The 22,554-nt window shown below is 65.3% G+C and carries 22 protein-coding genes, 1 other RNA gene, 3 pseudogenes and 1 riboswitch; of the genes and pseudogenes, 6 read left to right on the forward strand and 20 right to left on the reverse strand.

The genetic code is table 11. From position 1 onward, the window contains the following. Positions 1-50: 50 nt before the first annotated feature. From secD to rimP, 6 genes are all read right to left on the reverse strand, one after another. Complete coding sequence (gene secD, locus F604_RS0101305; RefSeq protein ID WP_019550101.1) at positions 51-2,258, reverse strand: protein translocase subunit SecD; 2,208 nt, start codon at positions 2,256-2,258, stop codon at positions 51-53. Between the two features lie 87 nt (positions 2,259-2,345). Further along, entirely contained in the window at positions 2,346-2,648 is a 303-nt protein-coding gene (locus F604_RS0101310; protein WP_248644095.1) for a hypothetical protein, read from the reverse strand. 26 nt (positions 2,649-2,674) lie between these two features. Beyond that, the gene (infB, locus tag F604_RS0101315; protein ID WP_019550103.1) at positions 2,675-4,390 is read right to left on the reverse strand and encodes a translation initiation factor IF-2; all 1,716 of its coding nucleotides are present in this window, start codon (positions 4,388-4,390) and stop codon (positions 2,675-2,677) included. Next, positions 4,359-4,637, reverse strand: a complete 279-nt coding sequence (locus F604_RS12475) for a YlxR family protein (RefSeq protein ID WP_015716818.1) — start codon at positions 4,635-4,637, stop codon at positions 4,359-4,361. The genes infB and F604_RS12475 overlap by 32 nt, the downstream gene beginning before the upstream one ends. Next, the gene (nusA, locus tag F604_RS0101320) at positions 4,637-5,800 is read right to left on the reverse strand and encodes a transcription termination factor NusA (RefSeq protein WP_015716819.1); all 1,164 of its coding nucleotides are present in this window, start codon (positions 5,798-5,800) and stop codon (positions 4,637-4,639) included. The genes F604_RS12475 and nusA overlap by 1 nt, the downstream gene beginning before the upstream one ends. A 23-nt stretch (positions 5,801-5,823) precedes the next feature. Further along, entirely contained in the window at positions 5,824-6,249 is a 426-nt protein-coding gene (rimP, locus tag F604_RS0101325; RefSeq protein ID WP_015716820.1) for a ribosome maturation factor RimP, read from the reverse strand. Between the two features lie 158 nt (positions 6,250-6,407). Between rimP and ssrA the strand changes: the two genes are divergently transcribed. The 6 genes from ssrA (at position 6,408) to F604_RS0101350 (ending at position 12,523) form a co-directional block, all read left to right on the forward strand. Then, positions 6,408-6,756: a transfer-messenger RNA gene (gene ssrA, locus F604_RS12480) on the forward strand. 140 nt (positions 6,757-6,896) lie between these two features. Further along, positions 6,897-7,017, forward strand: a riboswitch (FMN riboswitch). Positions 7,018-7,019: 2 nt separating this feature from the next. Continuing rightward, positions 7,020-8,153, forward strand: coding sequence for a bifunctional diaminohydroxyphosphoribosylaminopyrimidine deaminase/5-amino-6-(5-phosphoribosylamino)uracil reductase RibD (gene ribD / locus F604_RS0101330; protein ID WP_026328901.1), 1,134 nt, complete (start codon positions 7,020-7,022; stop codon positions 8,151-8,153). Then, a complete protein-coding gene (locus F604_RS0101335; RefSeq protein ID WP_015716822.1) occupies positions 8,153-8,737 on the forward strand; it encodes a riboflavin synthase in 585 nt (194 codons plus the stop codon). The genes ribD and F604_RS0101335 overlap by 1 nt, the downstream gene beginning before the upstream one ends. Further along, positions 8,737-9,936 carry a bifunctional 3,4-dihydroxy-2-butanone-4-phosphate synthase/GTP cyclohydrolase II gene (locus F604_RS0101340; RefSeq protein WP_026328902.1) on the forward strand — a complete coding sequence of 400 codons (1,200 nt, stop codon included), beginning with the start codon at positions 8,737-8,739 and terminating at the stop codon, positions 9,934-9,936. The genes F604_RS0101335 and F604_RS0101340 overlap by 1 nt, the downstream gene beginning before the upstream one ends. A 50-nt stretch (positions 9,937-9,986) precedes the next feature. Then, entirely contained in the window at positions 9,987-12,104 is a 2,118-nt protein-coding gene (locus F604_RS0101345) for a vWA domain-containing protein (RefSeq protein WP_019550106.1), read from the forward strand. Between the two features lie 80 nt (positions 12,105-12,184). Next, positions 12,185-12,523, forward strand: a complete 339-nt coding sequence (locus F604_RS0101350) for a hypothetical protein (protein ID WP_015716825.1) — start codon at positions 12,185-12,187, stop codon at positions 12,521-12,523. Here F604_RS0101350 and F604_RS0101355 read toward each other — a convergent pair. The 14 genes and pseudogenes from F604_RS0101355 to floA all read right to left on the reverse strand — a co-directional run bounded on the left by F604_RS0101355 (position 12,477) and on the right by floA (position 22,554). After that, positions 12,477-12,965 (reverse strand): PaaI family thioesterase, encoded by a 489-nt coding sequence (locus F604_RS0101355; protein ID WP_015716826.1) that lies wholly within the window; start codon positions 12,963-12,965, stop codon positions 12,477-12,479. The two genes, F604_RS0101350 and F604_RS0101355, sit on opposite strands and share 47 nt — an antisense overlap. Beyond that, positions 12,962-13,381, reverse strand: coding sequence for a cobalamin B12-binding domain-containing protein (locus F604_RS0101360; protein WP_019550107.1), 420 nt, complete (start codon positions 13,379-13,381; stop codon positions 12,962-12,964). Before F604_RS0101360 ends, F604_RS0101355 begins: the two co-directional genes overlap by 4 nt. A gap of 9 nt (positions 13,382-13,390) precedes the next feature. Continuing rightward, entirely contained in the window at positions 13,391-15,046 is a 1,656-nt protein-coding gene (locus tag F604_RS0101365) for an acyl-CoA mutase large subunit family protein (RefSeq protein WP_019550108.1), read from the reverse strand. A 97-nt stretch (positions 15,047-15,143) separates the two neighbouring features. Beyond that, a complete protein-coding gene (locus F604_RS0101370) occupies positions 15,144-16,019 on the reverse strand; it encodes a cation diffusion facilitator family transporter (protein WP_019550109.1) in 876 nt (291 codons plus the stop codon). After that, positions 16,020-17,495 (reverse strand): lysine--tRNA ligase, encoded by a 1,476-nt coding sequence (gene lysS, locus F604_RS0101375; protein WP_019550110.1) that lies wholly within the window; start codon positions 17,493-17,495, stop codon positions 16,020-16,022. Positions 17,496-17,497: 2 nt separating this feature from the next. Then, positions 17,498-17,968 carry a GreA/GreB family elongation factor gene (locus tag F604_RS0101380; RefSeq protein WP_015716831.1) on the reverse strand — a complete coding sequence of 157 codons (471 nt, stop codon included), beginning with the start codon at positions 17,966-17,968 and terminating at the stop codon, positions 17,498-17,500. 63 nt (positions 17,969-18,031) lie between these two features. Then, positions 18,032-18,394: a hypothetical protein gene (locus tag F604_RS0101385; protein ID WP_015716832.1), complete on the reverse strand. Its 363-nt coding sequence runs from the start codon at positions 18,392-18,394 to the stop codon at positions 18,032-18,034. 4 nt (positions 18,395-18,398) lie between these two features. Next, positions 18,399-18,797, reverse strand: a complete 399-nt coding sequence (locus F604_RS0101390) for a diacylglycerol kinase family protein (RefSeq protein WP_020700616.1) — start codon at positions 18,795-18,797, stop codon at positions 18,399-18,401. Beyond that, complete coding sequence (ybeY, locus tag F604_RS0101395) at positions 18,752-19,171, reverse strand: rRNA maturation RNase YbeY (RefSeq protein WP_019550112.1); 420 nt, start codon at positions 19,169-19,171, stop codon at positions 18,752-18,754. The genes F604_RS0101390 and ybeY overlap by 46 nt, the downstream gene beginning before the upstream one ends. After that, positions 19,149-19,448: pseudogene (locus F604_RS13160) on the reverse strand (PhoH family protein); the annotation flags it as partial. The pseudogene F604_RS13160 and the gene ybeY, both read right to left, overlap by 23 nt. Before the next feature lie 279 nt (positions 19,449-19,727). Next, positions 19,728-20,528: pseudogene (locus F604_RS13490) on the reverse strand (LAGLIDADG family homing endonuclease); the annotation flags it as partial. Then, a pseudogene (locus F604_RS13495) lies at positions 20,517-21,212 on the reverse strand (PhoH family protein); the annotation flags it as partial. The pseudogenes F604_RS13490 and F604_RS13495, both read right to left, overlap by 12 nt. Continuing rightward, entirely contained in the window at positions 21,176-21,580 is a 405-nt protein-coding gene (locus F604_RS0101405; protein ID WP_019550114.1) for a hypothetical protein, read from the reverse strand. The pseudogene F604_RS13495 and the gene F604_RS0101405, both read right to left, overlap by 37 nt. Further along, entirely contained in the window at positions 21,577-22,554 is a 978-nt protein-coding gene (gene floA, locus F604_RS0101410; protein WP_026328903.1) for a flotillin-like protein FloA, read from the reverse strand. Before floA ends, F604_RS0101405 begins: the two co-directional genes overlap by 4 nt.

Genomic DNA, 22,554 nt, shown 5'->3' on the forward strand with positions numbered 1-22,554 from the left:
CCACCCCCCGGGATCCCGAGGGGTGGGCGCTGTGTTCTCTTCCGAGGACCCTATGTGGCTTTCTTGGCCTGGCGTTGCCGTAACTCCTTCCAGAACACCACCATGGCGCTCACCACGTAGATGGAGCTGTAGGTGCCCACGAAGATGCCCACGAAGATGGCCAAGGAGAAGTCCCTGAGGACGCTTCCCCCCAGGAAGAGGAGGGCGATGATGGGCAGGAGGGTGGTCAGGCTGGTCATCACCGTGCGGGAAAGGGTCTGGTTGATGGAGCGGTTCACTATCTCCCTGTAGGGAAGCCCCCGGAGGAGGCGCTGGTTTTCCCGGATGCGGTCGGAAACCACGATGGAGTCGTTGATGGAGTAGCCCACGATGGTGAGCAGGGCGGCGATGGTGGGGATGGAGAACTCCAGGCCCAAGAGGCTATACATCCCCGCCACGATGGCCACGTCGTGGGCCACGGCCAAGACGCTCGCCACCCCAAAGGTCCAGTCGAAGCGGAAGGCCACGTAGAGGAGGATGAGGCCCAGGCCCACCAAGACGGCCATCACCGCATTCCGGCGGAGCTCGGAGCCAATGGCCGGGCCCACGGTTTCCGAGGTGAGGACGGTGGCCTTGAGTTCAGCGCCGAGGAGGCGTTCCAGCTCCAGGCGTTTTGCATCGGGCAAAGGAGGAAGCTTTACGGAAAACTCCCTGTAGTCGGCAGTGGGAGCCTGCACCTGGGTGATGACGGCTTCCTTGGCGGGAAAGCCTTTGGTTTCCAGGAAGCGCCTTAGGGTGTCCACACCCACCTCTGGGCTGGTGCGCAGGGTATAGGCGGTGCCGCCGGTGAAGTCGATGGAGTAGTTGAACCCCTTGGTGAAGACCACCCCCGCGGCCAAGACCGCCAGGAGGAGGGTGGCTAGGGTGATGAAGCGGGCCGGGCCCATGAAGTTAAACCGGGGGTTCACCAGCCACATGGGAGGCTTTATCTCACCCCGGTCCGCCAGGCGCTCCAGGAGGTAGCGGCTGAAGACCAGGTTGGAGAAGACGCTGGCCACCACCCCGATAGCCAGGATTACCGCGAAGCCCCGTACGGGTCCCGTGGCGTACTGGTAAAGGGCGGCAGCGGCCAGCAGGTGGGCGGCGTTCACGTCCAGGATGGTCAGGGTGGAGTGTTTGAAACCCTCGGGGATGGCCTGGCGGAACTTCTTCCCGGCCCTGAGCTCCTCCTTGATGCGCTCAAAGGAAAGCACGTTCCCGTCCACGGCAGCCCCCAGGGTGAGGACCAAGCCGGCGATGCCGGGGAGGGTCAGGGTGGCCCCGAGGCCCGAAAGGAGCCCCAGGATGAGCACCGAGGTGTAGATGAGGCCCAAGGAAGCCACCAGACCTAGGCTTGGGCCGTAGTAGGCGAAGATGAGGAGGAAGATGGCCAGGGTGCCGATGAGGGCCGAGCGGATGCCGGCTTGGATGGCGTCCTGACCCAGGGTGGGACCGATGGCCCGGATCTCCGCCACCTCCAGGGGAACGGGCAATGCTCCGGAACGCAGCACCAGGGCGATCTCGCTGGCCTCCTCGAGGCTCGAAAGCCCCTCTATGACCGCCTGGCCCCCGGTGATGGCCTGCCTTATGACGGGAGCGGTGTAGACCTTGCCGTCCAGGACAATGGCCAGCCGCTTGCCCACGTTGGCCCGGGTGACCTCCTCAAACTTCTTGGCCCCTTCCGGGGTAAAGGTAAGGGCCACCTGGGGGCGGCCGAACTGGTCAAAGACCGCCCGGGCATCCGCCAGGTCTGCCCCCGTGAGGAGGGGCGGGCCCAGGTCCTCGGGCTTGATGAGGTCCTTTTCCAGGTCCTCCCGCTTAAGCCTGGGGTTTTCCCTAAGGGCCTGGTTGATCTGGGCCACGGTGGTGCCCGTGGCTCCTTCCTTGAGGATGCGGAACTCCAGGACCGCCCTTTGCCCTATAAGCTTAAGGGCCCGGTCCTGGTCGGCCTGGGAAAGGCCGGGTAGCTCCACCACGATGCGCTTTTGCCCCTGGATCTGGATGAGGGGTTCCGCCACCCCTAAGGCGTTGATGCGGTTTTCCAAGATGGTGCGCGCCTTTTCCAGGTCGTCGGGGGTAGGGTTTTCCACCGCGGCCTCGAGGACGATGCGAAGACCCCCTTTAAGGTCCAGACCCAGCTTGACCATGGGTTCCCCGGGGGCCCAGGGCTTCCAGACCATGAGGAGGGCCAGCAGGAAAAGACCTAGGAGTAGAAGTCCATTCAGAAGCTTACGATTCATAACCTTTACCTTTGGGCACGCATGTGCCTGATGGGCTATTGCCTTGGGTACCGAGAGCCTAACCGGGTTACGGGTACTTGGGCTCTCCTAGCCCCCGTCCAGCTGCAAGCGGCCATAGAGGAGGTAGAGATGGATGGCGGGGAGGACGGTCGGGAGTGGGGGACGCACCCCCTGGTACGAGGGTCTTGCCGCGGTCTCGGAGGGTCTGGCAGGAGTCTGGGCCAGGGAGGAGGTCCCGCTTCCTTGCCGCTCTTCCTTCAGGACCAGGGCCGGCCCCTTGGCTGCAAGCCCGGCTTCTCCCTTTCCCTTCCCCTGGGAAAGAGGCAAGGCCAGGCCTTGAAGGAGGAGGGCCAGGACCACCAGGGGGATCCCAGGCCACTTCCTACCCACCAGTTCCCCCCACTTCACCTTGCGCCCTATGCGGGCACCTCCACCATCTGGAAGGCTTCGATGATGTCCCCTTCCTGGAAGTCGTCAAACCCCTCGAGGCCGATGCCGCACTCGTAGCCCTGGGCCACCTCCCGCACGTCCTCCTTGAAGCGTTTGAGGCTGGCCATTTTCCCCTTCCAGATTTCCTCGCCCTTGCGCAAAACCCTTACCTCGGCGCTACGCACCACCTTGCCCTGGGTGACCATGCATCCCGCCACCTGTTTGCCCCCGGGTAAGCGGAAGATGGCCCGCACCTCGGCCCGGCCCAGGATCTCTTCCTTGTAGATGGGCTCCTTTTGCCCCTTGACCATGGCTCGGACCTCGTCGATGAGGTCATAGATGATGCGGAAGGTTTTGAGGAGGACCCCCTTGTTTTCCGCCGCCTTCTTCACCGCACCGGAGGGGTTCACCCCGAAGGCCAGGATGGCGGCGTTGGCCGTCTGGGCCAGGAGGACATCGGACTCCGTGGGGGCCCCCACCTGGGCCAGGAGGACGTTGATCTTGACCTCCTCGGTGCTCTCCTTGGCCAGGATGTGCTGGATGGCCTCCAGGGAGCCCTGGGTATCCGCCCGGAGAATGAGGTTAACCTCCTTCTGCCCTTCCTCCTGCAGGGTCCGGAGCAGGTCGGCCATGGTCCTGGGGCGGCGCTCCTTCTCGGCTTCCTCCCGGGCCTTTCGCTCTTCCTTTCGCTCCTCGGTGATCTCCTTGGCGGCTTCGAGATCCGGTACCCACTCCACCACATCCCCGGCGTGGGGAAGCTCCTGGAAGCCCAAAACCTGCACGGCGCTTCCCGGGCCCGTTTCCTTGCGCTGGTTGCCATCGGCGTCCATCATGGCCCGGATGCGGCCGTACACCTCTCCGGCCACCACGTAGTCCCCCACCCGGAAGGTCCCCTCCTGGACCAGCATGTTGGCGATAATGCCCGCCTGCTTGTCCAGCTTGGACTCGAGGATAACCCCTTTAGGCTCGGCGTTCGGGTCGGCCCGGTAGTCCTCCAGCTCGGCGATGAGGAGGATCATCTCCAAAAGGTCCTGCACCCCTTGGCCCGTTTTGGCGCTGATGGGCACCACGATGGCATCCCCGCCGTACTCCTCGGGCACGAAGCCCCGCTCCATTAGCTGGCGCTTGACCCGGTCGGGGTCGGCCTGGGGCAGGTCCATTTTGTTCAGGGCGAAGACGATTTTGGCCCCGGCTGCCTTGGCGTGGGCGATGGCCTCATCCGTTTGGGGCATGATCCCGTCGTCGGCGGCGATGACGATGACGGCGATGTCCGCCACCTTGGCTCCCCGCTGCCTTATGGTGGTGAAGGCCTCGTGCCCCGGGGTGTCAATGAAGACCACCGTGCCCTGAGGGGTCTTCACCTCGAAGGCACCCACGTGCTGGGTAATGCCTCCCGCCTCCTTCTCGGCGATGCGACTTTTCCGCAGGTAGTCCAGGAGGGTGGTCTTCCCGTGGTCCACGTGGCCCATGATCACCACCACGGGAGGCCTTCGGGGCAGGGCTTTCCTGCGCTCCTCCTCCGCCAGCTTCTCCTGCAGGCCTCGTTGCTCTTTTACCAGCTCCCGCACCGCCTCCGCGTCCTCCTCGGAAAGGGTAGAGGCGTGGGACTTGTAGGCAACCCCCATCTGGTCCAGGAGCTCCAGGAGCTCCTCGTTGGTCATGCCCAGCTCTTTAGCCAGCTGGTAGATGCGTATTTTGGCCATCCGTACCTCCTAAAAGGGTGACAAGCGCTTCCGACAAGGCTCTGGCCCGGGCCCCGGCAAAGCGCCTCAGCTTCTTTTCCGTCCAGCACTCCGGGTTGTCGGGGCAGACATAAGCCCCCCTGCCCGGCAGTTTCCCCGTGGGGTCCAGGCGAAACCCCTCCGGCATGAGCAGGATCCGCAAAAGCTCCCCCTTGGGCCGCCTTTTGCGGCACGCCACGCACATGCGGATGGGGACATGCTTCGCCATTACTCGGAAAGATCCCGGAAGAGTTTCTCGAATTCCTCTTTCGCCCGGCTGGTGGTTTCCGCCTCTTCCTTGGCGGCCTTGCGAATGGCCTCGTCCAGGTCGGAGATCTCCGCCTCCTCAAAGTGGATCTCGTAACCCGTGAGCTTGGAGGCCAGGCGCACGTTCTGACCCCCGGTGCCGATGGCCAGGGAGTGTTGGTCCTTGGTCACCTTGACCCGGGCCTTCTGCCCATCGGGTTCCAGCTCGATGGAACCCACCTGGGCGGGGGAGAGGGCGTTGCGGATGAACTCCTTGGGATCCTTGGCCCAGAGGATGATGTCCACCTTCTCCCGGCCCAGCTCGGCGGAAACCGCCTGGATGCGCTGGCCCTTATGGCCGATGCAGGCCCCGATGGGGTCCACATTGGGGTTGTGGGTCATCACCGCCACCTTGCTGCGGCGGCCGGGCTCGCGGGCGATGGCCTTGATCTCCACGATGCCCTCGGCGATCTCGGGGACCTCCTGCTTCAAGAGGTGCTCCAGAAGCTTCTCGTGGGCCCGGCTTACGATCAGGGAAGGGCCTTTGGCGGATCGGTCCACCTTTTTTAGGTACACCTTGAGGCGCTGCCCGGGGTAGTAGCGCTCCGTGGGGATCTGCTCGCTCTTGGGGAGGTAAGCCTCCCCCCGGCCCAGCTCCACGAAGACGTTGCCGCGGTTGTCCACCCGGGTCACCACCCCGGTGAGGACCTGGCCCTCCTTGTCCTTGTACTCGTTGTAGATGCGGTTGCGCTCGGACTCCTTGAGGCGCTGGGTGAGGATCTGGCGCAGGTCCTGGATGGCCATGCGGGAGAGGCCCTCGGGGTCGATGGGGAACTCCATCTCGTCGCCCACCTGGACCTCGGGGTCGTACTGGAGGGCCTCGGAGAGGGCGATTTCCTTGTCTGGATCCTCCACCTTCTCCACCACGCGGCGGACCTCCACCATCTCGATGCGCCCGGTCTGGGGGTCTATATAGACGTCCACCTCCGGACCCTTACCCGCATCGATTTCTTCCTTGCGGTACCCCTTTTGCCGCTTGATGTAGGCCTTGCGCAGGGCTTCCTTGAAGGCCTCGAGGACCTCCTCGGTGGTGACCCCCCGCTCCAAGGCCAGCTGCTGCATGGCGTCTATGAATTCCCGGTTCATCTCTCCTCCCTAAATCTCGGCTGTTACCTGGGCTCCTCGGGCCACTCGGCAAGGTTGGCGCGGAAGGTGCCGATCCTCAGGCGCTTTTCCTCCTGGCCCACCTGGAAGACCACCTCGTCCCCTTCCACCCGAAGGATGCGCCCGGTGAAGCCCTCGGGCCCCGGCACCTTGGCCTTTAGACCCTGGAAGCGCTCGAAGTGGCGGCGGGTAAAGAGAGGGCGCTTGGGGCCGGGAGATTCCACCAGAAGGCGGTAGCTTCCCGGAATGGGGTCCTCCTGGTCAAAGACGGCCTCTATGGCCCGGCTGGCCCGTTCCAGGTCAGCCACGCGGATGGGCCTTTCGTCCTTTCGCTCCAGGCGGACCAGGACCTCCCCGGGGGCTTCCTTCACCTCCAGGACCTCGAGGTCCAGAGGCTCCACCGCTTCCTCCACCAACCGCCAAAGGTCCACAGGCACCTCCCTACCTCCCTTCACAAAGGAAGGGTGGGCTTACACCCACCCCCCTCCCTTGGGAGCACTGGGCTCAGTTTACACCCAAAACCCCCTTGACTACAACCCCTTTAGCCTGTTACACTCAAGGTTGCCGGTCCGAGTCCGGCCAGTCACATGGGGGTGAACGGTCTCGACGGGGGTCGCCGAGGGCAGGTGGCGCGCCGAGGTGCGGGTGGCCTCGTAAAAACCCGCAAAAGAATAAAGGCCAACAAGCCTGCTTACGCTCTCGCGGCTTAATGACCGCGACCTCGCCCGGTAGCCCTGCCGGGGGCTCACCGACGCGGGGACAAGAAACCCGGCTAGCCAAGGCTTAGGCCCCGTAAGCCAAGGCGAAGTTAAGCGGGGCTTGCTCCTGGCCGCCCGTCCGCGGGCCAAGCCAGGAGGACACCCAAAACGCGGACTACGCGCGTAGAGGCCTGCCGTAGGGACTTTCGGACGGGGGTTCGACTCCCCCCACCTCCACCATAGAAGCCTCCAGGGGCCCTCGAGGTGTTTCCCTACGGGAAAGCACCCAAAGGGCCCCTGTTTGGCTATTCAGGAAGGAGTGGTGCGTCCTGGCATCTGGCCTTGCTTTCTCTTGGTAAACTGAATGCGGTGCCTGTAGGCACCTCCTTCGGGGCGGGGTGGAAGTCCCCACCGGCGGTGAAAGCCCGCGAAGCCCCTTTGGGGCCCGACCCGGTGGAATTCCGGGGCCGACGGTGAAAGTCCGGATGGGAGAAGGAGGTCTTTTGCGAGAGCTGGACGAGAGGTTCCTTCGTAGGGCGTTGCAGTTGGCCGAGAGGGCTCGAGGCCACACCCACCCCAACCCCCTGGTGGGAGCGGTGCTGGTGCGGGAGGGCCGCGTCGTGGGGGAGGGGTACCACCCCAGGGCCGGGGAGGCCCACGCGGAGGTGTACGCCCTGCGCCAGGCGGGCGAGGAGGCCCAAGGAGCCACCCTCTACGTGTCCTTGGAGCCTTGCAACCACTTTGGCCGCACCCCTCCTTGCTCCTTGGCTCTTCTGCAGGCGGGGGTGGCCCGGGTGGTGGCGGCGGCCCGGGATCCCAACCCTTTGGCCCAAGGGGGTCTGGAACGGCTTAGGGCCGGGGGAGTGGAGGTGGAGGCCGGGCTCTTGGAGGCCGACGCCCAGGGGCAGAACGAGGTCTTCTTCCACGCGCAGAAAGAGGGTCGGCCCTTCGTGCTCCTCAAGGCTGCCTTGACCTTGGATGGCAAGGTAGCTGCCGTAAGCGGGGATGCCCGCTACGTGTCCTCGGAGGAAAGCCGGCGCGTGGCCCAGGCCTACCGCCAGTGGCTTCCCGTGGTGATGGTGGGGGTGGGGACGGTCCTCAAGGACGATCCCTGGCTCACCGTGCGGGAGCCGGACTTCAGGCCCTTCCCTCTCATGCTGGAGCCCCCGCCCCTCAGGGACCCGGTGAAGGTGGTCTTGGACACCGAGGGCCGCACTCCCCCCACCGCCCGTATCTTTCAGAAGGGACCCCGGGGGGAGCCTGCCCGCGTGTACGTGCTGGTGGGCAAGGGTGCGCCCAAGGATCGGCTTAGGGCCCTCGAGGAGGCGGGTGCCCGGGTGGTGGAGCTTCCCCGGGAAGGAGGGAGGGTGAGCCTCGAGGGGGCCTTGCACCTTCTCTTGGAGGAGGGACTGGACGGGATCCTTCTGGAGGGGGGTCCGAGGCTGGCTGGGGCCTTCTGGGAGAGGGGACTGGTGGACAAGCTGGCCCTCTTCGTGGCGCCCAAGGTGTTGGGGGAGGGGAGGGGGTTCTTGGAGGGGTTTGCCCTGGAGCGCATGGCCGAGGCCAAGAGGCTGAGGCTCGTCCGCAAGGAGTGGCTTGGGGAGGACCTTTGGCTGGAGGCGTACCCGGAGGGGTGATGTTCACGGGATTGGTGGAGGAAACCGGCGAGATCGTGGAGGTCCGGGAGGGGCCTTTCCTCAGGGTCAGGATCGCCGCCAAGGAAGTGCTTTCTGACCTTAGGGTAGGGGATTCGGTGGCGGTGGATGGGGTCTGCCTCACCGCAGTGGAGGTGGACGAGGGCGGTTTTTGGGTGGAGCTTGCCCGGGAAACCCTGCGCCGCACCGCCCCCACCTGGCGGGTGGGGCACCGGCCCAACCTGGAGAGGGCCCTTAAGGTGGGGGACCGGCTTGGGGGGCATTTCGTCACCGGGCATGTGGACGGGGTGGCGGAGGTGGTGGCCATCCGGGAGGCCCCGGGGGCCAAGGACTACTTCTTCCGACTCCCCCAAGACCTTGCCCGCTACATTGCCGAGAAGGGAAGCGTGGCCCTAAACGGCGTTTCCCTCACGGTGGCGGGCCTAAAGGGGCAGGACTTCTTCGTCACCCTCATCCCCCACACCCTTAAGGTCACCAACTTAGGAAGCCTAAAGGTGGGGGATGGGGTGAACCTGGAGGTGGACCTCATCGCCCGCTATCTGGAGCGGCTTGTGAAGGGGGAATGATGGAGGGTTTGGCCAGCGTCAGGGAACTCATGGAGGAACTCCGCCAAGGCCGCCCGGTGATCCTGGTGGACGACGAGGACCGGGAAAACGAGGGCGACCTCATCATGGCGGCAGAGCACGTGACCCCGGAGTGGGTGAACTTCATGCTCAGGGAGTGCCGGGGGCTCCTTTGCGCGGCCTTGACCGAGGAACGGGCCAGGGCCCTGGACCTGCCCCTTATGGTGGAGAAAAACCAGGATCCCCAGGGTACCCGCTTCACCGTGAGCGTGGATGCCCGGGGGACCACCACGGGGATCTCCGCTTTTGAGCGGGCGGCCACCATAAGGCTTCTGGCTGATCCCGAGGCCACCGCCCAGGATTTCCGGCGCCCTGGGCACATCTTCCCCCTGGTGGCTAGGCCGGGCGGGGTCCTGAGGCGGGCCGGGCACACGGAGGCCACCGTGGACCTTTTGCGCCTGGCGGGGCTTAGGCCGGTGGGGAGCCTCATCGAGATTCTCAAGGAGGATGGCACCATGGCCCGGCTTCCGGACCTTTTGGAGTTTGCCGGGCGCCACGGCCTTAAGGTGGGCACCATCGCCGACCTCATCCGCTACCGCCTGGAGAAGGGGGACCTCTACGTGAAACGGGAGGCAGAGGCCCTTTTGCCCACCCGGTTTGGCGAGTTCCGCATCCTGGGCTACCGGGATAGCCTCACCGGGGAGGAGCACGCCGCCTTGGTCATGGGAAGCTGGGACCCTGAGGAGCCCGTCCTGGTGCGCATGCACTCCGAGTGCCTCACCGGGGATGCCCTGCACTCCCTGAGGTGCGACTGCGGTTTCCAGCGGGATCTGGCTCTGGAGCGTATCTCTAAGGAGGGGAAGGGGGTTTTGGTCTACCTGAGGCAAGAGGGGCGGGGAATCGGCCTTGTGAACAAGATCCGGGCCTACCACCTGCAGGACCAAGGCCTGGACACGGTGGAGGCCAACCTGGCCCTGGGGTTCCCGCCGGACCTGCGGGACTACGGGGTGGGGGCCCAGATCCTCTACGACCTTGGGGTGCGCAAGATGCGCCTCCTCACCAATAACCCCCGCAAGGTGAAGGCCCTGTCGGGTTTCGGCATCGAGATCGTGGAGCGCATTCCCCTGAGGGCCGGGGACAACCCCCACAACGAGCGTTACCTCCAGGCCAAAAAGGAGAAGCTGGGGCACTGGATGGACTGATGGGGTTCCCTGGATGGCCCAGGCCATCCCAAAGCCTCTAGCATGAGGCTATGCTCCGGCTTCTTAGGGTTGGGGTCCTCATCCTACTTTTCTTGGCCTTCCTGGATCCCAGGTGGCCCATGCCGGGGCGGGTGGTGTACCTTCTGGACTTTTCGCCCTCTGCCCGGGAAAGCGTCTTCGCCTTGGCGGATAGGCTTCCTAGGGATGGGATCTATGTGGCCTTTGCGGAGCGGGCGGCGAGGCTTCCTTCGCCCACCGCCCGCAGGCTGGACCTGGGGGAGAGGACAGACCTGAAGGCGGCCTTCCAGGAGGCAGAGGCCCTGAGGCCGAGCCGCGTGGTCCTGGTTTCCGACGGGCTTTTCGAACCCATTTCAGCCCCCTTTCCCCTGGATGCGGTTTACGTTCCCCCCAAGCCCCATGTGGCGGTGGAGCTCGTCCCCCCGCCTTACCCCCTGTACGGGGAAACGGTGGGGGTGGGAGTGGTCCTCGAGGCACCCCTCTCCGTGGAGGCACGCCTGAGGGTGGAGGGCCCCGCAGGGACCTGGGAACGAAGCCTTCGGGTGGAGGGGCGTAAGAGCCTGGCGTACACCTTCTCCCTTACGGAGAAGGCGGAGGTGTGGGCGGTGGTGGAGGGTTCCTGGGGCCGGAGCGAGGCCCAGGTGAGCCTCCAACCTGCCGACCGCGGCAGGGCCTTGGTGCTGGGGGACCCGGCCTTGGCCCGTTACCTGGAGGCCCAGGGCTTCCAGGTGGAGGAAGGCCCTTTCCGCCTGCCCCTCGAGGCCGACCTGGTGGCGGTGGGCCTCGGGGTCTTGGACCTTCCCGAGGGGGCCCCGGAGGCCCTGAGGAGCTACCTCCGCCAAGGCGGCGGCCTTCTTTTCACCGCCACCCCCAAGGGTCTTTTCTTCGGCGGCTGGGACCGGGCTTTGCCGGAAGACCTTCCCCTAAAGCCCCTGGGCCGCAAGGGGGCGGCCTTGGTTCTGGTGATGGACGTATCGGGAAGCATGGAGGGGGAGAAGCTTTCCCTGGCGGTGGCGGGGGCCTTGGAGCTGGTGCGGTCGGCGGCGGAGGAGGACTACCTGGGCGTGGTGCTCTTTTCCTCCACCCATCGGGTTCTTTTTCCACCCAGGCCCATGACGGAGCAGGGGAAGAAGGAGGCGGAAAGCCTCCTCTTGTCCGTGCGGGCGGGGGGCGGGACGGTCCTGGGCTCCGCCTTCCGGGAGGCGGTGCGGCTTTTGCAGGGGGTGCCGGTGGAGCGCAAGGGGATCCTGGTGCTCAGCGATGGCCTCATCTCCGACCCCCAAGACCCCATCCTGGCCCTGGCGGAGGCCTCGGGCCTCGAGGTGAGCGCCATGGCCCTGGGAGCCGACGCCGACCGGGCCTTTCTGAAGGTCCTCGCCGAAAGGGGTGGGGGCCGGTACTACCAAGCGGCCACCGCCCAGGAGCTTCCCCGGCTTTTCCTGAAGGAAGGGCAGGAGGTTTTCCAGGGGGAGGGCCTGGAGGGCCGTTTCCCCGTCAAGGCCAGGCTCCATCCCCTGGCCCAGGGGTTTTCCCCACCTCCCCTTTCCGTTCTCCTTCCGGCCCGGGCCGAGCCCTGGGCGGAGGTGGTTTTGGAAAGCGACGGCAGAGCGGTGCTGGCCCTGGGGGAGAGGGGAGAGGGGCGGGTGGCCGCCTTGGCCACGGATCTTTCCCGTTCCTGGCGGGGCTGGAAGGAGGCAGCTTCTTTTCTGGGCGGCCTTGCCCGCTACCTCATGGGGGGCAAGAAGGCCATGGCCCTGTACGCCTATCCCGAGGGGAAAGGGGTGCGGGTGGTGGTTCTGGGCCACCTGGAGCGCCCGCTTTTCCTAAGCGAGGGCCAGGAGATGCCCCTGGTGCCCACGGGGCCTGGGCGGTACGAAATCCAGGCCCCGGCGGCTCCCGGGGTGCTCCTGGACGGCTCGCGCCGCTTGCCCCTGGCCTTCCCCTTGCCCGGGGAGTGGACCCCCAGGGATGGGAAGCTGGTCCTCAAGACCCTGGCCGAGGCTTCCCATGGGCGGTTGCTGGCCCTGGAGGACCTGGGGCAACCTGGATCCTCCCCCCTGCCCCTGCGCCCCTATCTCCTGGCCTTGGCCCTGGCGCTTTTCCTCCTGGAGCGGCTCCTCGAGGCGCGCTCCTTTGCCAGGAAAGCCTGAGCCAGGGTCCAGAGGGCCGGTTCTGGGAGCCAGTGCATGGATCACACCGGGATGCCGAGTCTTTCTTTAATCTGGAATCCATGCACTGGGATGATTGGGAGAAGCTGATCCGCCGGGAGAGGGAGCAGAGGCGCCAGGAGGAAAAGCCCCTCCATGACCGTATCCACCAGCTGGAGGCGGACCTCTACTTTGCCAGGCAGGAGATCAGGCACCTGCAGCGGGAAAAGAAGGAGCTTTGGGAAAGGTCCCAGGCCGTGGCCCTGGGTACCGTCTTCCCGGGAAGGGAGCTGGAGGAGGTGAAGAAGATCCTGGAAGAAGCCTGGCTGGAGCTGGTTCTGGTGGCCTCCCCCAAAGCCGAGGGTCTTTCCCGCATTATCGGCCTTTTGGAGCGGTATCTCCTTGGCCGAAGCCCTCGATGATCTGCACCAGGACCGCCTCCCCCCGTACGGTCACCTCCCCGTTGGCGTAGAGTTCGGTTTCCACCACCACCTTCCTCCCCTTCACCTCCTTGGCCCGGCCCACCAGGACCAGCTCGGGCCCCAAAGGGGTGGGCTTCAGGTAGTCCACCTTGAGGCTGGCGGTGACGAAGCGGAGGGGGTGGGTTGCCAGATCCAGGCCCTCAGCATGGGCCTTGGCGGCGGCGGCGGTGGCGGTGGAGTGGCAGTCCACCAAGGAGGCGAGAAGCCCCCCGTAGACGAACCCGGGAATGGCAGTGTGATGGGGGCTAGGGGTGAAACGGGTTTCGCTCTGGCCCTCGTCCGCCTTCCAGTAGGTCTTGAGGTGGAGGCCCATGGGGTTTAAGTAGCCGCACCCGTAGCAGTGAGCCCACTCCGGGGGGTAGTAAAGCTGGATGGCCTTCATGCTAAGCCCTGGGCCTGCCAGCGCTCCGGCACCGCCCGTTTCAAGAAGTCCACGATCTCCTGGGTGCTGGTTCCGGGGCCAAAGACCGCTGCCACCCCGAGTTCTTGCAGCTTGGGCACGTCCTCGTCGGGGATGATGCCTCCGCCAAAAACAAGGATGTCCGAGGCTCCTTGCTCCTCGAGGAGCCGCTTCACTTCCCGGAAGTAGTGCATGTGGGCCCCGGAGAGGATGGATAGCCCTATGGCGTCCACATCCTCCTGGATGGCCGCGGACACGATCATCTCCGGGGTCTGCCTGAGCCCCGTGTAGATCACCTCCATGCCGGCGTCCCTTAAGGCCCGAGCCACCACCTTGGCCCCGCGGTCGTGGCCGTCCAGCCCGGGCTTGGCGATGAGCACCCGTATGCGCCTGTCCATATGCTAATCCTAAACGTAAGCTGGCTCCTGGTAGGTGCCGTAGACCTCCCGCAAGACGTCCATCATCTCCCCCAGGGTGCAGTAGGCCAGGGCGCACTCCACGAAGTGGGGCATGGTGTTCTGCCCTTCCACCGCAGCCCGCCTTAGGCCCGCAAGGGCCTCCTCCACCCGCTTGGGGTCCCGTTCCCGGCGCACCCGGGCCAGGCGCTCCGCCTGGACCCGCTCCACCTCGGGGTCCACCAGCTGGATGGGGACCTTCAGGGGGATCTCGTCGGTGAAGGCGTTGACCCCCACGATGATCCTCTCCTTACGCTCCACCTCCTGCTGGTAGCGGTAGCTGGCCTCGGCCAGCTCCCGCAGGAAGTAGCCTTCCTCGATGGCCCGCACCACGCCCCCCATGCGCCGGATCTCCTCGATGATGGCCATGGCCTGGCGCTCCATCTCGTCGGTGAGCCACTCCACGTAGTAGCTCCCCGCCAGGGGGTCGATGGTGTGGGTGACCCCGCTTTCGTAGGCGATGATCTGCTGGGTCCTGAGGGCGATGGTGGCGGATTCCTCCGTGGGCAGGGCCAGGGCTTCGTCGTAGGCGTCGGTGTGGAGGCTGTTGGTACCCCCCAAAACGGCGGCCAGGGCCTGGATGGCCACCCGGGCGATGTTGTTGAGGGGTTGCTGGGCGGTGAGGGAAACCCCAGCAGTCTGGGCATGGGTGCGGAGCATCCAGCTTTGGGGGTTCTTGGCCTTGTAGCGGTAGCGCATCTCTTTGGCCCAGATGCGCCGGGCCGCCCGGAACTTGGCGATCTCCTCAAAGAAGTCGTTGTGGACGTCAAAGAAGAAGCTGATCCTTGGGGCGAACTCGTCCACGTCCAGGCCCCGCTTGAGGGCGGCCTCCACGTACTCAAACCCGTCGGCCAGGGTCCAGGCCAGCTCCTGCACGGCGGTGGAACCCGCTTCCCGGATGTGGTAGCCGGAAACGGAGATGAAGTTCCACTTGGGGACGTTCTTGGGCCCCCACTCAAAGGTGTCGATGACCAGTTTCACGCTGGGTTCGGGGGGGAAGATGAACTCCTTCTGGGCGATGAACTCCTTAAGGATGTCGTTTTGGATGGTGCCCCCAAGCTTCTTCCAGTCGTACCCCTTCTTTTTGGCCACCGCCAGGTACATGGCCCAGATGGCGTTGGCGGGGCTGTTGATGGTCATGGAGGTGGTGACCTCCTCGAGGTTGATCCCCTCAAAGAGGATCTCCATGTCCGCGAGGCTGGAGACCGCCACCCCGCACTTGCCCACCTCCCCCTTGGAAAGGGGGTGATCGGAGTCGTAGCCCATGAGGGTGGGGAGGTCAAAGGCCACGGAAAGCCCGGTCTGGCCCGCCTTCAGGAGCTTCTTAAAGCGCTCGTTCGTCTGCTCGGCGGTGCCGAAGCCCGCGAACATGCGCATGGTCCAGAGCTTGGACCGGTACATGGAGCCGTAGACCCCGCGGGTGTAGGGGTACTCCCCGGGGTAGCCCCGCTTTTCCTCGTACTCCGGGTCCAGGACCCCGATGTCCTCGGGGGTGTAGAGGGGTTCTGGGGCGATGTCCGAAAGGGTGCGGTGGGCCACAGGCCTCTCGGGCATCTTCTCCAAGCTCTTCTGGTAGGTTTCCCTGAGCCAGTCGTGCTTCTTGCGCATGGGCCCTCCCTTGGGCCATAGTTTACGCTTTTATGCGCCTTTGGAAAAGAGCGTCATGAACCCCTGCCAAAGGGCGGGGGCGCTGGGGGACGGGCCCTTAGTTGCCCAACTCTTTGCGCTCCTTTTCGGGCTCCACGTGGATGGTGACCACCAGGCCGGGGAACTCCTTTTCCAGGGCCCGTTCCAGCTCGTCGCAGAGCCGGTGGGCTTCCTCCACGGTCATGGACCCCGGCACCACCAGGTGGAACTCCAAAAAGGCCCGGTTTCCCGCCTTGCGGGTTTTGAGGTCGTGGACCTCGAGGGCCCTTCCCCCCAAGGCCTCGGCGATGGTTTTTCGGATCCGGCCCACCTCCGCCGGGGAGAGCCCCTCATCCATAAGCCCTCCCACGGACTGGCGCACCAGGCGGAAGCCCATGAGGAGGATGTTCCCCGCCACCAAAAGGGCCAGCAAGGGATCCAGCACCCATAACCCCGTGGCCCACGCAAGGCTTACCCCGGCGAGAACCCCCACGGAGGAGAGCACGTCGGAAAGCACGTGGTAGCCGTCGGCGGTGAGGGCGGGGGAGCGCAGGCGCCTCCCCTGGCGGAGGAGGTGCCAGGCGAGAAGGCCGTTGATCAGGGAGGCCAAGAGGCTGACCAGGAGGCCCGGTCCCAGGTCCCCTAGGGGCCTGGGATGAAGGAGGCGGGGGATGGATTCCTTGGCGATGAGAAAGGCGGTCAGCACCACCAGGACTCCCTCCAGCACCGCGGAGAAGTATTCGGCCTTGCTGTGGCCGAAGGGGTGGGTTTCGTCGGGAGGACGCTGGGCGAAGCGGATGGCGAAGAGGGCCAAAAGCGTCGCGGCCACGTTCACCGTGGACTCGAGGGCATCGGAGAGAAGGGCCACCGAGCCGGTGAGGAGGTAGGCGAAGGCCTTGAGCCCCAAGACGAGGAGGGCGACGACGAGGCTCAACCGGGCGGCGTTTTCGGCCATCTAAACCCCTCCTTCCACCGCCTCCTTCTTGGGCTTGAGGAGGGGGAAGAGGAGGACGTCCCTTAGAGAGGGCTGGTCGGTGAGGATCATGGCCAGGCGGTCCAAGCCGAGGCCAAGCCCCGCCGCCGGAGGCATCCCGTACTCCAGGGCCAACAGGAAGTCCTCGTCGGGCTCGGGGGCCTCCTCGTCCCCTTCCCGTCTGCGCCTGGCCTGCTCCAAAAAGCGTTCCCTCTGGTCCAGGGGGTCGTTGAGCTCGGAGTAGGCGGGGGCGAGCTCCATCCCGCCCGCATAGAGGTCCCAGCGCTCCGTGAGCCCGGGCTTTTCCCGATGCCGCTTGGCTAAGGGGCTGATGGCCAGGGGGAAGTCGAAGACGAAGGTGGGGTTCTGGAGTTCGGGCTCCACGTAGATGCCAAAAAGCTTGTCCAGAAGCTTGTAACTGGGAACCTGGGCGAGCTCGGGGTGGTGGGCGTCGGCGAAGATCCTAAGCCTTTCCAGGTCCAAGGGGTCAAAGGGCAGGCCGGCCTTTTCCTTCAAGGCCTCCACGAAGGAGATGCGTCTAAAGGGCGGGGTAAAGTCCAGCACCCGCCCCTGGTAGGGGACCTGGTAGCTGCCGAAGAGGTGGAGGACCAGGCCGGAAAGGAGTTCCTCCACCAGCTTGGCCATGTCCTGGTAGTCGGCGTAGGCCCAGTAGGCCTCCAGCATGGTGAACTCGGGGTTGTGGTTGTGGTCGATGCCCTCGTTGCGGAAGTTCCGCCCGATCTCGAAGACCTTCTCAAACCCGCCCACGAGAAGGCGCTTCAGGTAAAGCTCCAGGGAGATCCTTAGGTAAAACTCGTGGTCCAGGGCGTTGTGATAGGTCTTGAAGGGCCTGGCCTCCGCCCCACCGGTGGTGGCCTGGAGGATGGGGGTTTCCACCTCCAAAAACCCCCGCTCCTCAAAGAAGCGACGGATGTAGCGCACCATGGCGGTGCGCCGCCGAAAGACCTCCCGCACCTCGGGGTTGACGATGAGGTCCAGGTAGCGCTGCCGGTAGCGCACCTCCTTGTCCTTGATCCCGTGCCACTTGTCGGGGAGGGGGTGGAGGCTTTTCACCAGGGGGGTCCAGGAGAGGACCTTCACCGTGACCTCCCCGGTCTTGGTGGTGAAGACCGTGCCCTTGACCCCTAGGATGTCCCCCACGTCCAGCTTCTTCAAAAGCTCGTAGCTTGGGGTGAGGTCCTTTTGAAAATAGAGCTGGATCTTGCCGCTTTCGTCCAGGAGGTGGGCAAAGGTGACCTTCCCCATGCGCCTCAAGGCCACGATGCGCCCGGCCAGGGCCACCTCTTCCTCCCACTCGCTTTCCGGGGGAGCCCCCTCCTTGGCGGATAGGATTTCCTTTGCGCTGTGGGTTTTGGGATACCGGTAGGGGTAGGGTTGAAAACCCGCCTCCACCAGGGCTTCCAGGTTGAGTAAGCGTTGCCGAGTCTGCTCGTTCATGTTTAGCCGCGCACCGAGACCACCCGGAACTCCTTCTTGCCCTTGGGGGTATCCAGGCTGAGCACATCCCCCTCCCGGTGGCCCAGGAGGGCTTTGCCCATGGGGGAGGCATCGGAGATCTTCATGGGGGTTTCCAGGACGCTGGCCTCGGCGGGGGAGACCACCTGCACCTCCAGGCGCTCGCCGGTGACGGGGTCTTCCAGCTCCACCACCGAGCCCAGGCCGATGACCTCGGTGGTGGCCCCTTCTATGATCACCGCCCGGGAGAGGATGTCCTCGAGGCTGTCGATCCGGGCCTCGATGCGGGCCTTCTCCTGTTTGGCCGCCTCGAGGCCCGAGTCGTCGTAGTCGTCGGAGGACTCCATTAGCTCCTGCAGGATGCGGGTGGCTTCTTGCAGGCGTTCCCTTTCCTGCAGAAGTTGCTGCATGAGCCGCTCGTAACCGGCTTTGGTTAGCTTTACCTCGCGCGCCATAGCTCACCTCGTAAGTCATGAAGGTCGGCCAAAGCCGACCTCCTTGGCCCAAGGGCCTCCTTCTCAGGTGAGTATACCGCGAAGGAGGATTTCCCTCAAACGCTCGGGCTCCGCATGGCTGGCGCAGGCTGCCGTGTCCAGGCAGAGGACCAGGTAGCGGAGGTGGGTTTCCCTTCCGCCCACCGGGTGGCGGAAGAAGCCCAAGGCGCTTCCCGAAAGATGGCGGTGGCAGGCCTCGCACACCTGAGGGCTTCCCAGGGTTCCGGGCAGGGGCTCCAGGGTCAGGCGGAGCTCCGGGGGCCCCTTTTCCTGGATGATCACCCGGCCTTCCTCGTCGCGATAATAAAGAATCTCCCCAATGGGGAGAAGCTCGGGGGGAGTGCCTGGAAAGATCTCCAGGATCATCTCCCTTTCCTCGTGGTCCATACGCTTAGCTTAGCCCAAACCGCCCGAGGAGGGGAGGCAAGAGGAGGTAAAGGCCCACCAGGAGGGCGAAGAAGCTCGCCAAAAGCACCGCCGCTGCCGCCGTGTCCTTGGCCCGCTTGACCAGGGGATGGAATACCGGGCTCACCAGGTCGGCCAGGGCCTCGAGGGCGGTGTTCATGAGTTCCAGGGAAAGCACCAGGGCGCTAACGAGCAACACCGGCACCGGATTGACCTCCAGCCAGAGGGCAAGCCCGAGGGCCAGAAGGGCCAAGTAGGCCTCGAGGCGGAAGTTCCGCTGCACCCGCCAGGCGTAGAGAACCCCCTCCCAGGCATAGCCCAGGGAGCGCCAAACGCCCCTTAGAGGGCGAGGATCCTCTCTTGGACGTGGCGGAAGCCCCGCCAATCCTCCTCCTGTTGGTGGTCGTGGCCGAGAAGGTGCCATAGTCCGTGGGCCGCCAGGACCAGCACCTCTTCCTCGAGGGGAACCCCTCTTTCCTCCGCCTGCCTCTTGGCGGTGTCCAGGCTGATCCAGATATCGCCCAGGTGGGGGGGTACAAAGGGATCGCCGGGTTCGTAGTGGGGAAAGGAAAGGACATCCGTGGCCTCATCCTCCCCCCACCACTCCCGCTTTAGGACCCTGATCCTGCGGTCCCCGGTGAGGATGACCGTGACGGCCTTGTCCCCCACGCCCAGTTCCTCCATCAGGGCGGAAAGGGCCCGGCGGAGCCTGGGGATGAGGCCCCTTGGCGGACGCTTATTGGCTACGATCTCCACCACGCTCGGCTTCCTCGTAGGCCTTGATGATGCGGGCCACCAGGGGATGGCGCACCACGTCAGACTCCTTGAAGTACACGAAGGCGATGCCCTCAATGCCCTTGAGGATGCGGATGGCCTCCACCAGCCCCGACTTTTGGTGCTTGGGCAGGTCGATCTGGGTGATGTCTCCGGTGATGACCATCTTGGAGGAGAAGCCCATGCGGGTGAGGAACATCTTCATCTGCTCGGGGGTGGTGTTTTGGGCCTCGTCCAGGATGATGAAGGCGTCGTTCAGGGTGTTGTGGGTGAGGATGAAGTCCTCGGTCACGTAGAGGCCGTCGGGGCTAGCCACCGTGATGCACACTGCCTCCGCTTCCCCGGTGGGCTCAATGGCCTCCACGAAACGCATGGGACGTATTCCCCCGGCTTGGGCGTAGACCGCCGCCTTCCGTGCCAAGCGGAAGGGAGAAAGGCCTGGGGGCAGGCGGATGTCCAGGACGTGGCTGTCGGCCCGGTGGGGCACAGTCCGGCCCCGGGCCAGGCCTGGGCGCAGGCGGTGTTGCGGCCGCACCCGGTGGTACACCACGCCGCCTAAGGAGCGGACCAGGAAGGCCACGTGCTGGGCTAGGCGGGGGGAGGAGGTGGAGAACTGGACCCGTGCCCTCCGCCCCGGCTGGACGTGAACGCTGCCGTCGGCGTCCAAAAGCCCTTGGAGCACGGCCAACCGCACGTCCCATGCGTTCCAAAGGTAGGCTTCCGGCACGAAGCGCTCCCCGGAGCGTGTTCCCCAGAGGCCTAAGGTCTGGAGGGCGGCGCTTACCGGATTGCGGTTTTTCCCTCCCTTGAAGCCCAGGGTCAAGGTGTGGTCCACGCCGCCCTTGGGGACCACCTTCACCCCCTGAAGCCGGGCGGCGAGGGCTTCCTTCAGCTCGGGGTCGCCGGTGGAGAAGCTCGGCGTGGTGCTACCCGTAAGGCACCCATCCCCCAGGAGGAGTCCCAAAGCGTAGGGGTCCAAGGGGACGGGGCGCCGCGGAAACTCCACGGGGGCCTGGAGCAGGGGGATTTCGTAGCGGTGCTGGTGGTGCAGGCGGAGGTTATCCCGCATCTCCTCGGTGGTGACCAGGCGAGGAGGGCGCTTTCGCTTCCGGTCCCAGGGGGTGAGGACGGCCCAAAGATGGTCGGCCGTGGCTCTCGTCTCCACGCCGTCGCTAAAGCGCACCCGGTAGATGGGCTTGACCCCTTGGGGGTGGACGGCCACCACCATCACCGGTACGCCATAGGCGCCCACCACCCAGTCCCCCGGCTTAAGGCTCCCGATAGGGCGGAAGCCTTCGGGGGTGAGCACCGGCGTCTCCACGGGCTGGGCCCTGCCCCGCATAAAGGCCAAAGGCGCCACCTCAATGATCCCCGACTGCAGGTACTGCTCAAAGCGCTCGGCGTCGATCATGTCAAAGAGGGCGTCGTAAAGGGGTCTTAGGTAGGGATCCACCTTGGCCTGGATATCCCCGGGTAGGAAGCCCAGCTTTTCCCCGGCCTCCACCGCCGGCCGGGTGAGGATGATGCGCTTAACCCTTTTGGCCCGGAGGTGGCTCACCGCCATGGCCACCGCCAAATAGGTCTTGCCGGTTCCCGCAGGACCCACCCCGAAGGTAATGTCATGGTGGGCGATGGCCTCCACGTACCGCCTTTGCCCTGGGGTTTTGGGCCTGAGACGGCCCGGTAGCGCAAGCTCGGTTTCTGGGGTGGTGGCCTGGTACAGGCCCTCGCCTTGCAGGGCCAGGGCCACGGATTGTTCCAGGGTGGGCTGGTCCAGCTCCGCTCCTTGCCTGAGGAGGGCCAAAAGGTCCCGCACGGCCCGCTCGGCCACCCCCACCGCTTCCGGGTCGCCCTCCAGCTCCACCTGGTTGCCCCGCATGATGAGCTTGAGCCGGTCGCCGAAGGTCTCCCGGAAAAGGGAACGGAGCTTCTTCAGGTTTCGGTCTGCCTGCCCTAAAAAGGCCAGGGTTTCCTCGGGTTTTAGGGGGATCACCAACCTTTGGGCTTCTTCAGGATTTCGTGCCATATCACCCCTTTTAGGATGCTTTCGCCGTCGGTGGTGAGCAGCCGTTTCCGCGGGCGCTTCCTTCGCTCTTCCTCCGGCGAGGATGCCTCGCGGAACCGCACTTCCAGGGGTTGCCGTTCGGGGCTAGAGGGCCGTTCTAAACTCTCCGCCTCCGGTTTCTTGGGTGCGGGAAGGGACGGGGGCGGCGGGACCTTGGGCTTGGGCCGGGCCTTGGGCTTGGGGCGGGGTAGGGGTTCCGGTAGGGGCAGGTCCTCGGGAAACCCCGGGGGAATGGGGGGAGGCTGGCCCCGGCGGCTTAGGCCCTGCAGGGCCGGGATGACGATGAAGAAGAGCAGGAAAAGGAGACCCAGAAGGTCGTCTAGGCTCATTCCTCACCCTCGGGCTTGGCGGCCCGGCTGATGGACTCCCGCATGTCGGTGTCGGCCTCGATGTTTTTCAGGCGGTAGTAGTCCATGACCCCAAGCCTTCCCGTGCGCAAGGCCTCCGCCAGGGCCAGGGGCACCTGGGCCTGGGCCTCCACCAGCTTGGCCCGCATGGCCTCCACCAGGGCCCGGTTCTCCTGCTCGGCGGCCACCGCCATGGCCCGGCGCTCCTCCGCCTTGGCCTGGGCGATTTTCTTGTCGGCCTCCGCCTGGTCGATCTGAAGCTGGGCCCCGATGTTCTTGCCCACGTCCACGTCGGCGATGTCCACGGAGAGGATCTCAAAGGCGGTGCCGGCGTCCAGGCCCTTTTCCAGCACGGTTTTGCTGATGCGATCCGGGTTTTCCAGGACTTCCTTGTGGGAGTTGGCGCTGCCGATGGTGGTCACAATGCCTTCCCCCACCCGGGCGATGATGGTTTCCTCCCCGGCCCCGCCCACCAGGCGGTCGATGTTGGCCCTAACCGTTACCCGGGCCGTAGCCAGAAGCTGGATCCCATCCTTGGCCACCGCGGCCACCATGGGGGTCTGGATCACCTTGGGGTTCACGGAAACCCGCACCGCCTCCAGCACATCCCGCCCCGCCAGGTCGATGGCTGCGGCCCGGTCAAAGGTGAGCTTGATGCCTGCCTTGTCGGCGGCGATCAGGGCATCCACCACCCGGTCCACATTGCCCCCGGCCAGGTAGTGGGCCTCGAGGCGGTCCAGGCGGACATCCAGCCCCGCCTTGGTGGCCTTGATGAGGGGGTAGATGATCTTGGCCGGGGGAACCCGCCTCAGGCGCATGGCCACCAAGGTGATCAAGGGCACCCTGACCCCTGCGGCCCAGGCGGAGATCCAGAGGCCTACCGGGATGAAGCTGAAGAAAAGAAAAACGAGGATGAGAACAAAAAAGGCCAGAAAGAGCACGCCGAGTCCTTCCAT

The organism is Thermus scotoductus DSM 8553 (genome assembly GCF_000381045.1).
GTDB classification, from domain to species: domain Bacteria; phylum Deinococcota; class Deinococci; order Deinococcales; family Thermaceae; genus Thermus; species Thermus scotoductus.

Excerpts from the sequence above, each read along its gene's own strand:
- F604_RS0101350 (WP_015716825.1), top strand. The coding sequence starts at position 12,185 with ATGCACTGGGATGATTGGGAGAAGCTGATCCGCCGGGAGAGGGAGCAG.
- F604_RS0101360 (WP_019550107.1), bottom strand. The coding sequence starts at position 13,381 with ATGGACAGGCGCATACGGGTGCTCATCGCCAAGCCCGGGCTGGACGGC.
- F604_RS0101355 (WP_015716826.1), bottom strand. The coding sequence starts at position 12,965 with ATGAAGGCCATCCAGCTTTACTACCCCCCGGAGTGGGCTCACTGCTAC.
- F604_RS0101380 (WP_015716831.1), bottom strand. The coding sequence starts at position 17,968 with ATGGCGCGCGAGGTAAAGCTAACCAAAGCCGGTTACGAGCGGCTCATG.
- lysS (WP_019550110.1), bottom strand. The coding sequence starts at position 17,495 with ATGAACGAGCAGACTCGGCAACGCTTACTCAACCTGGAAGCCCTGGTG.
- F604_RS0101340 (WP_026328902.1), top strand. The coding sequence starts at position 8,737 with ATGGAGGGTTTGGCCAGCGTCAGGGAACTCATGGAGGAACTCCGCCAA.
- floA (WP_026328903.1), bottom strand. The coding sequence starts at position 22,554 with ATGGAAGGACTCGGCGTGCTCTTTCTGGCCTTTTTTGTTCTCATCCTC.
- F604_RS0101370 (WP_019550109.1), bottom strand. The coding sequence starts at position 16,019 with ATGGCCGAAAACGCCGCCCGGTTGAGCCTCGTCGTCGCCCTCCTCGTC.
- infB (WP_019550103.1), bottom strand. The coding sequence starts at position 4,390 with ATGGCCAAAATACGCATCTACCAGCTGGCTAAAGAGCTGGGCATGACC.
- F604_RS0101385 (WP_015716832.1), bottom strand. The coding sequence starts at position 18,394 with ATGGACCACGAGGAAAGGGAGATGATCCTGGAGATCTTTCCAGGCACT.
- F604_RS0101345 (WP_019550106.1), top strand. The coding sequence starts at position 9,987 with ATGCTCCGGCTTCTTAGGGTTGGGGTCCTCATCCTACTTTTCTTGGCC.
- secD (WP_019550101.1), bottom strand. The coding sequence starts at position 2,258 with ATGAATCGTAAGCTTCTGAATGGACTTCTACTCCTAGGTCTTTTCCTG.
- F604_RS0101405 (WP_019550114.1), bottom strand. The coding sequence starts at position 21,580 with ATGAGCCTAGACGACCTTCTGGGTCTCCTTTTCCTGCTCTTCTTCATC.
- F604_RS0101335 (WP_015716822.1), top strand. The coding sequence starts at position 8,153 with ATGTTCACGGGATTGGTGGAGGAAACCGGCGAGATCGTGGAGGTCCGG.
- nusA (WP_015716819.1), bottom strand. The coding sequence starts at position 5,800 with ATGAACCGGGAATTCATAGACGCCATGCAGCAGCTGGCCTTGGAGCGG.
- F604_RS12475 (WP_015716818.1), bottom strand. The coding sequence starts at position 4,637 with ATGGCGAAGCATGTCCCCATCCGCATGTGCGTGGCGTGCCGCAAAAGG.
- F604_RS0101365 (WP_019550108.1), bottom strand. The coding sequence starts at position 15,046 with ATGCGCAAGAAGCACGACTGGCTCAGGGAAACCTACCAGAAGAGCTTG.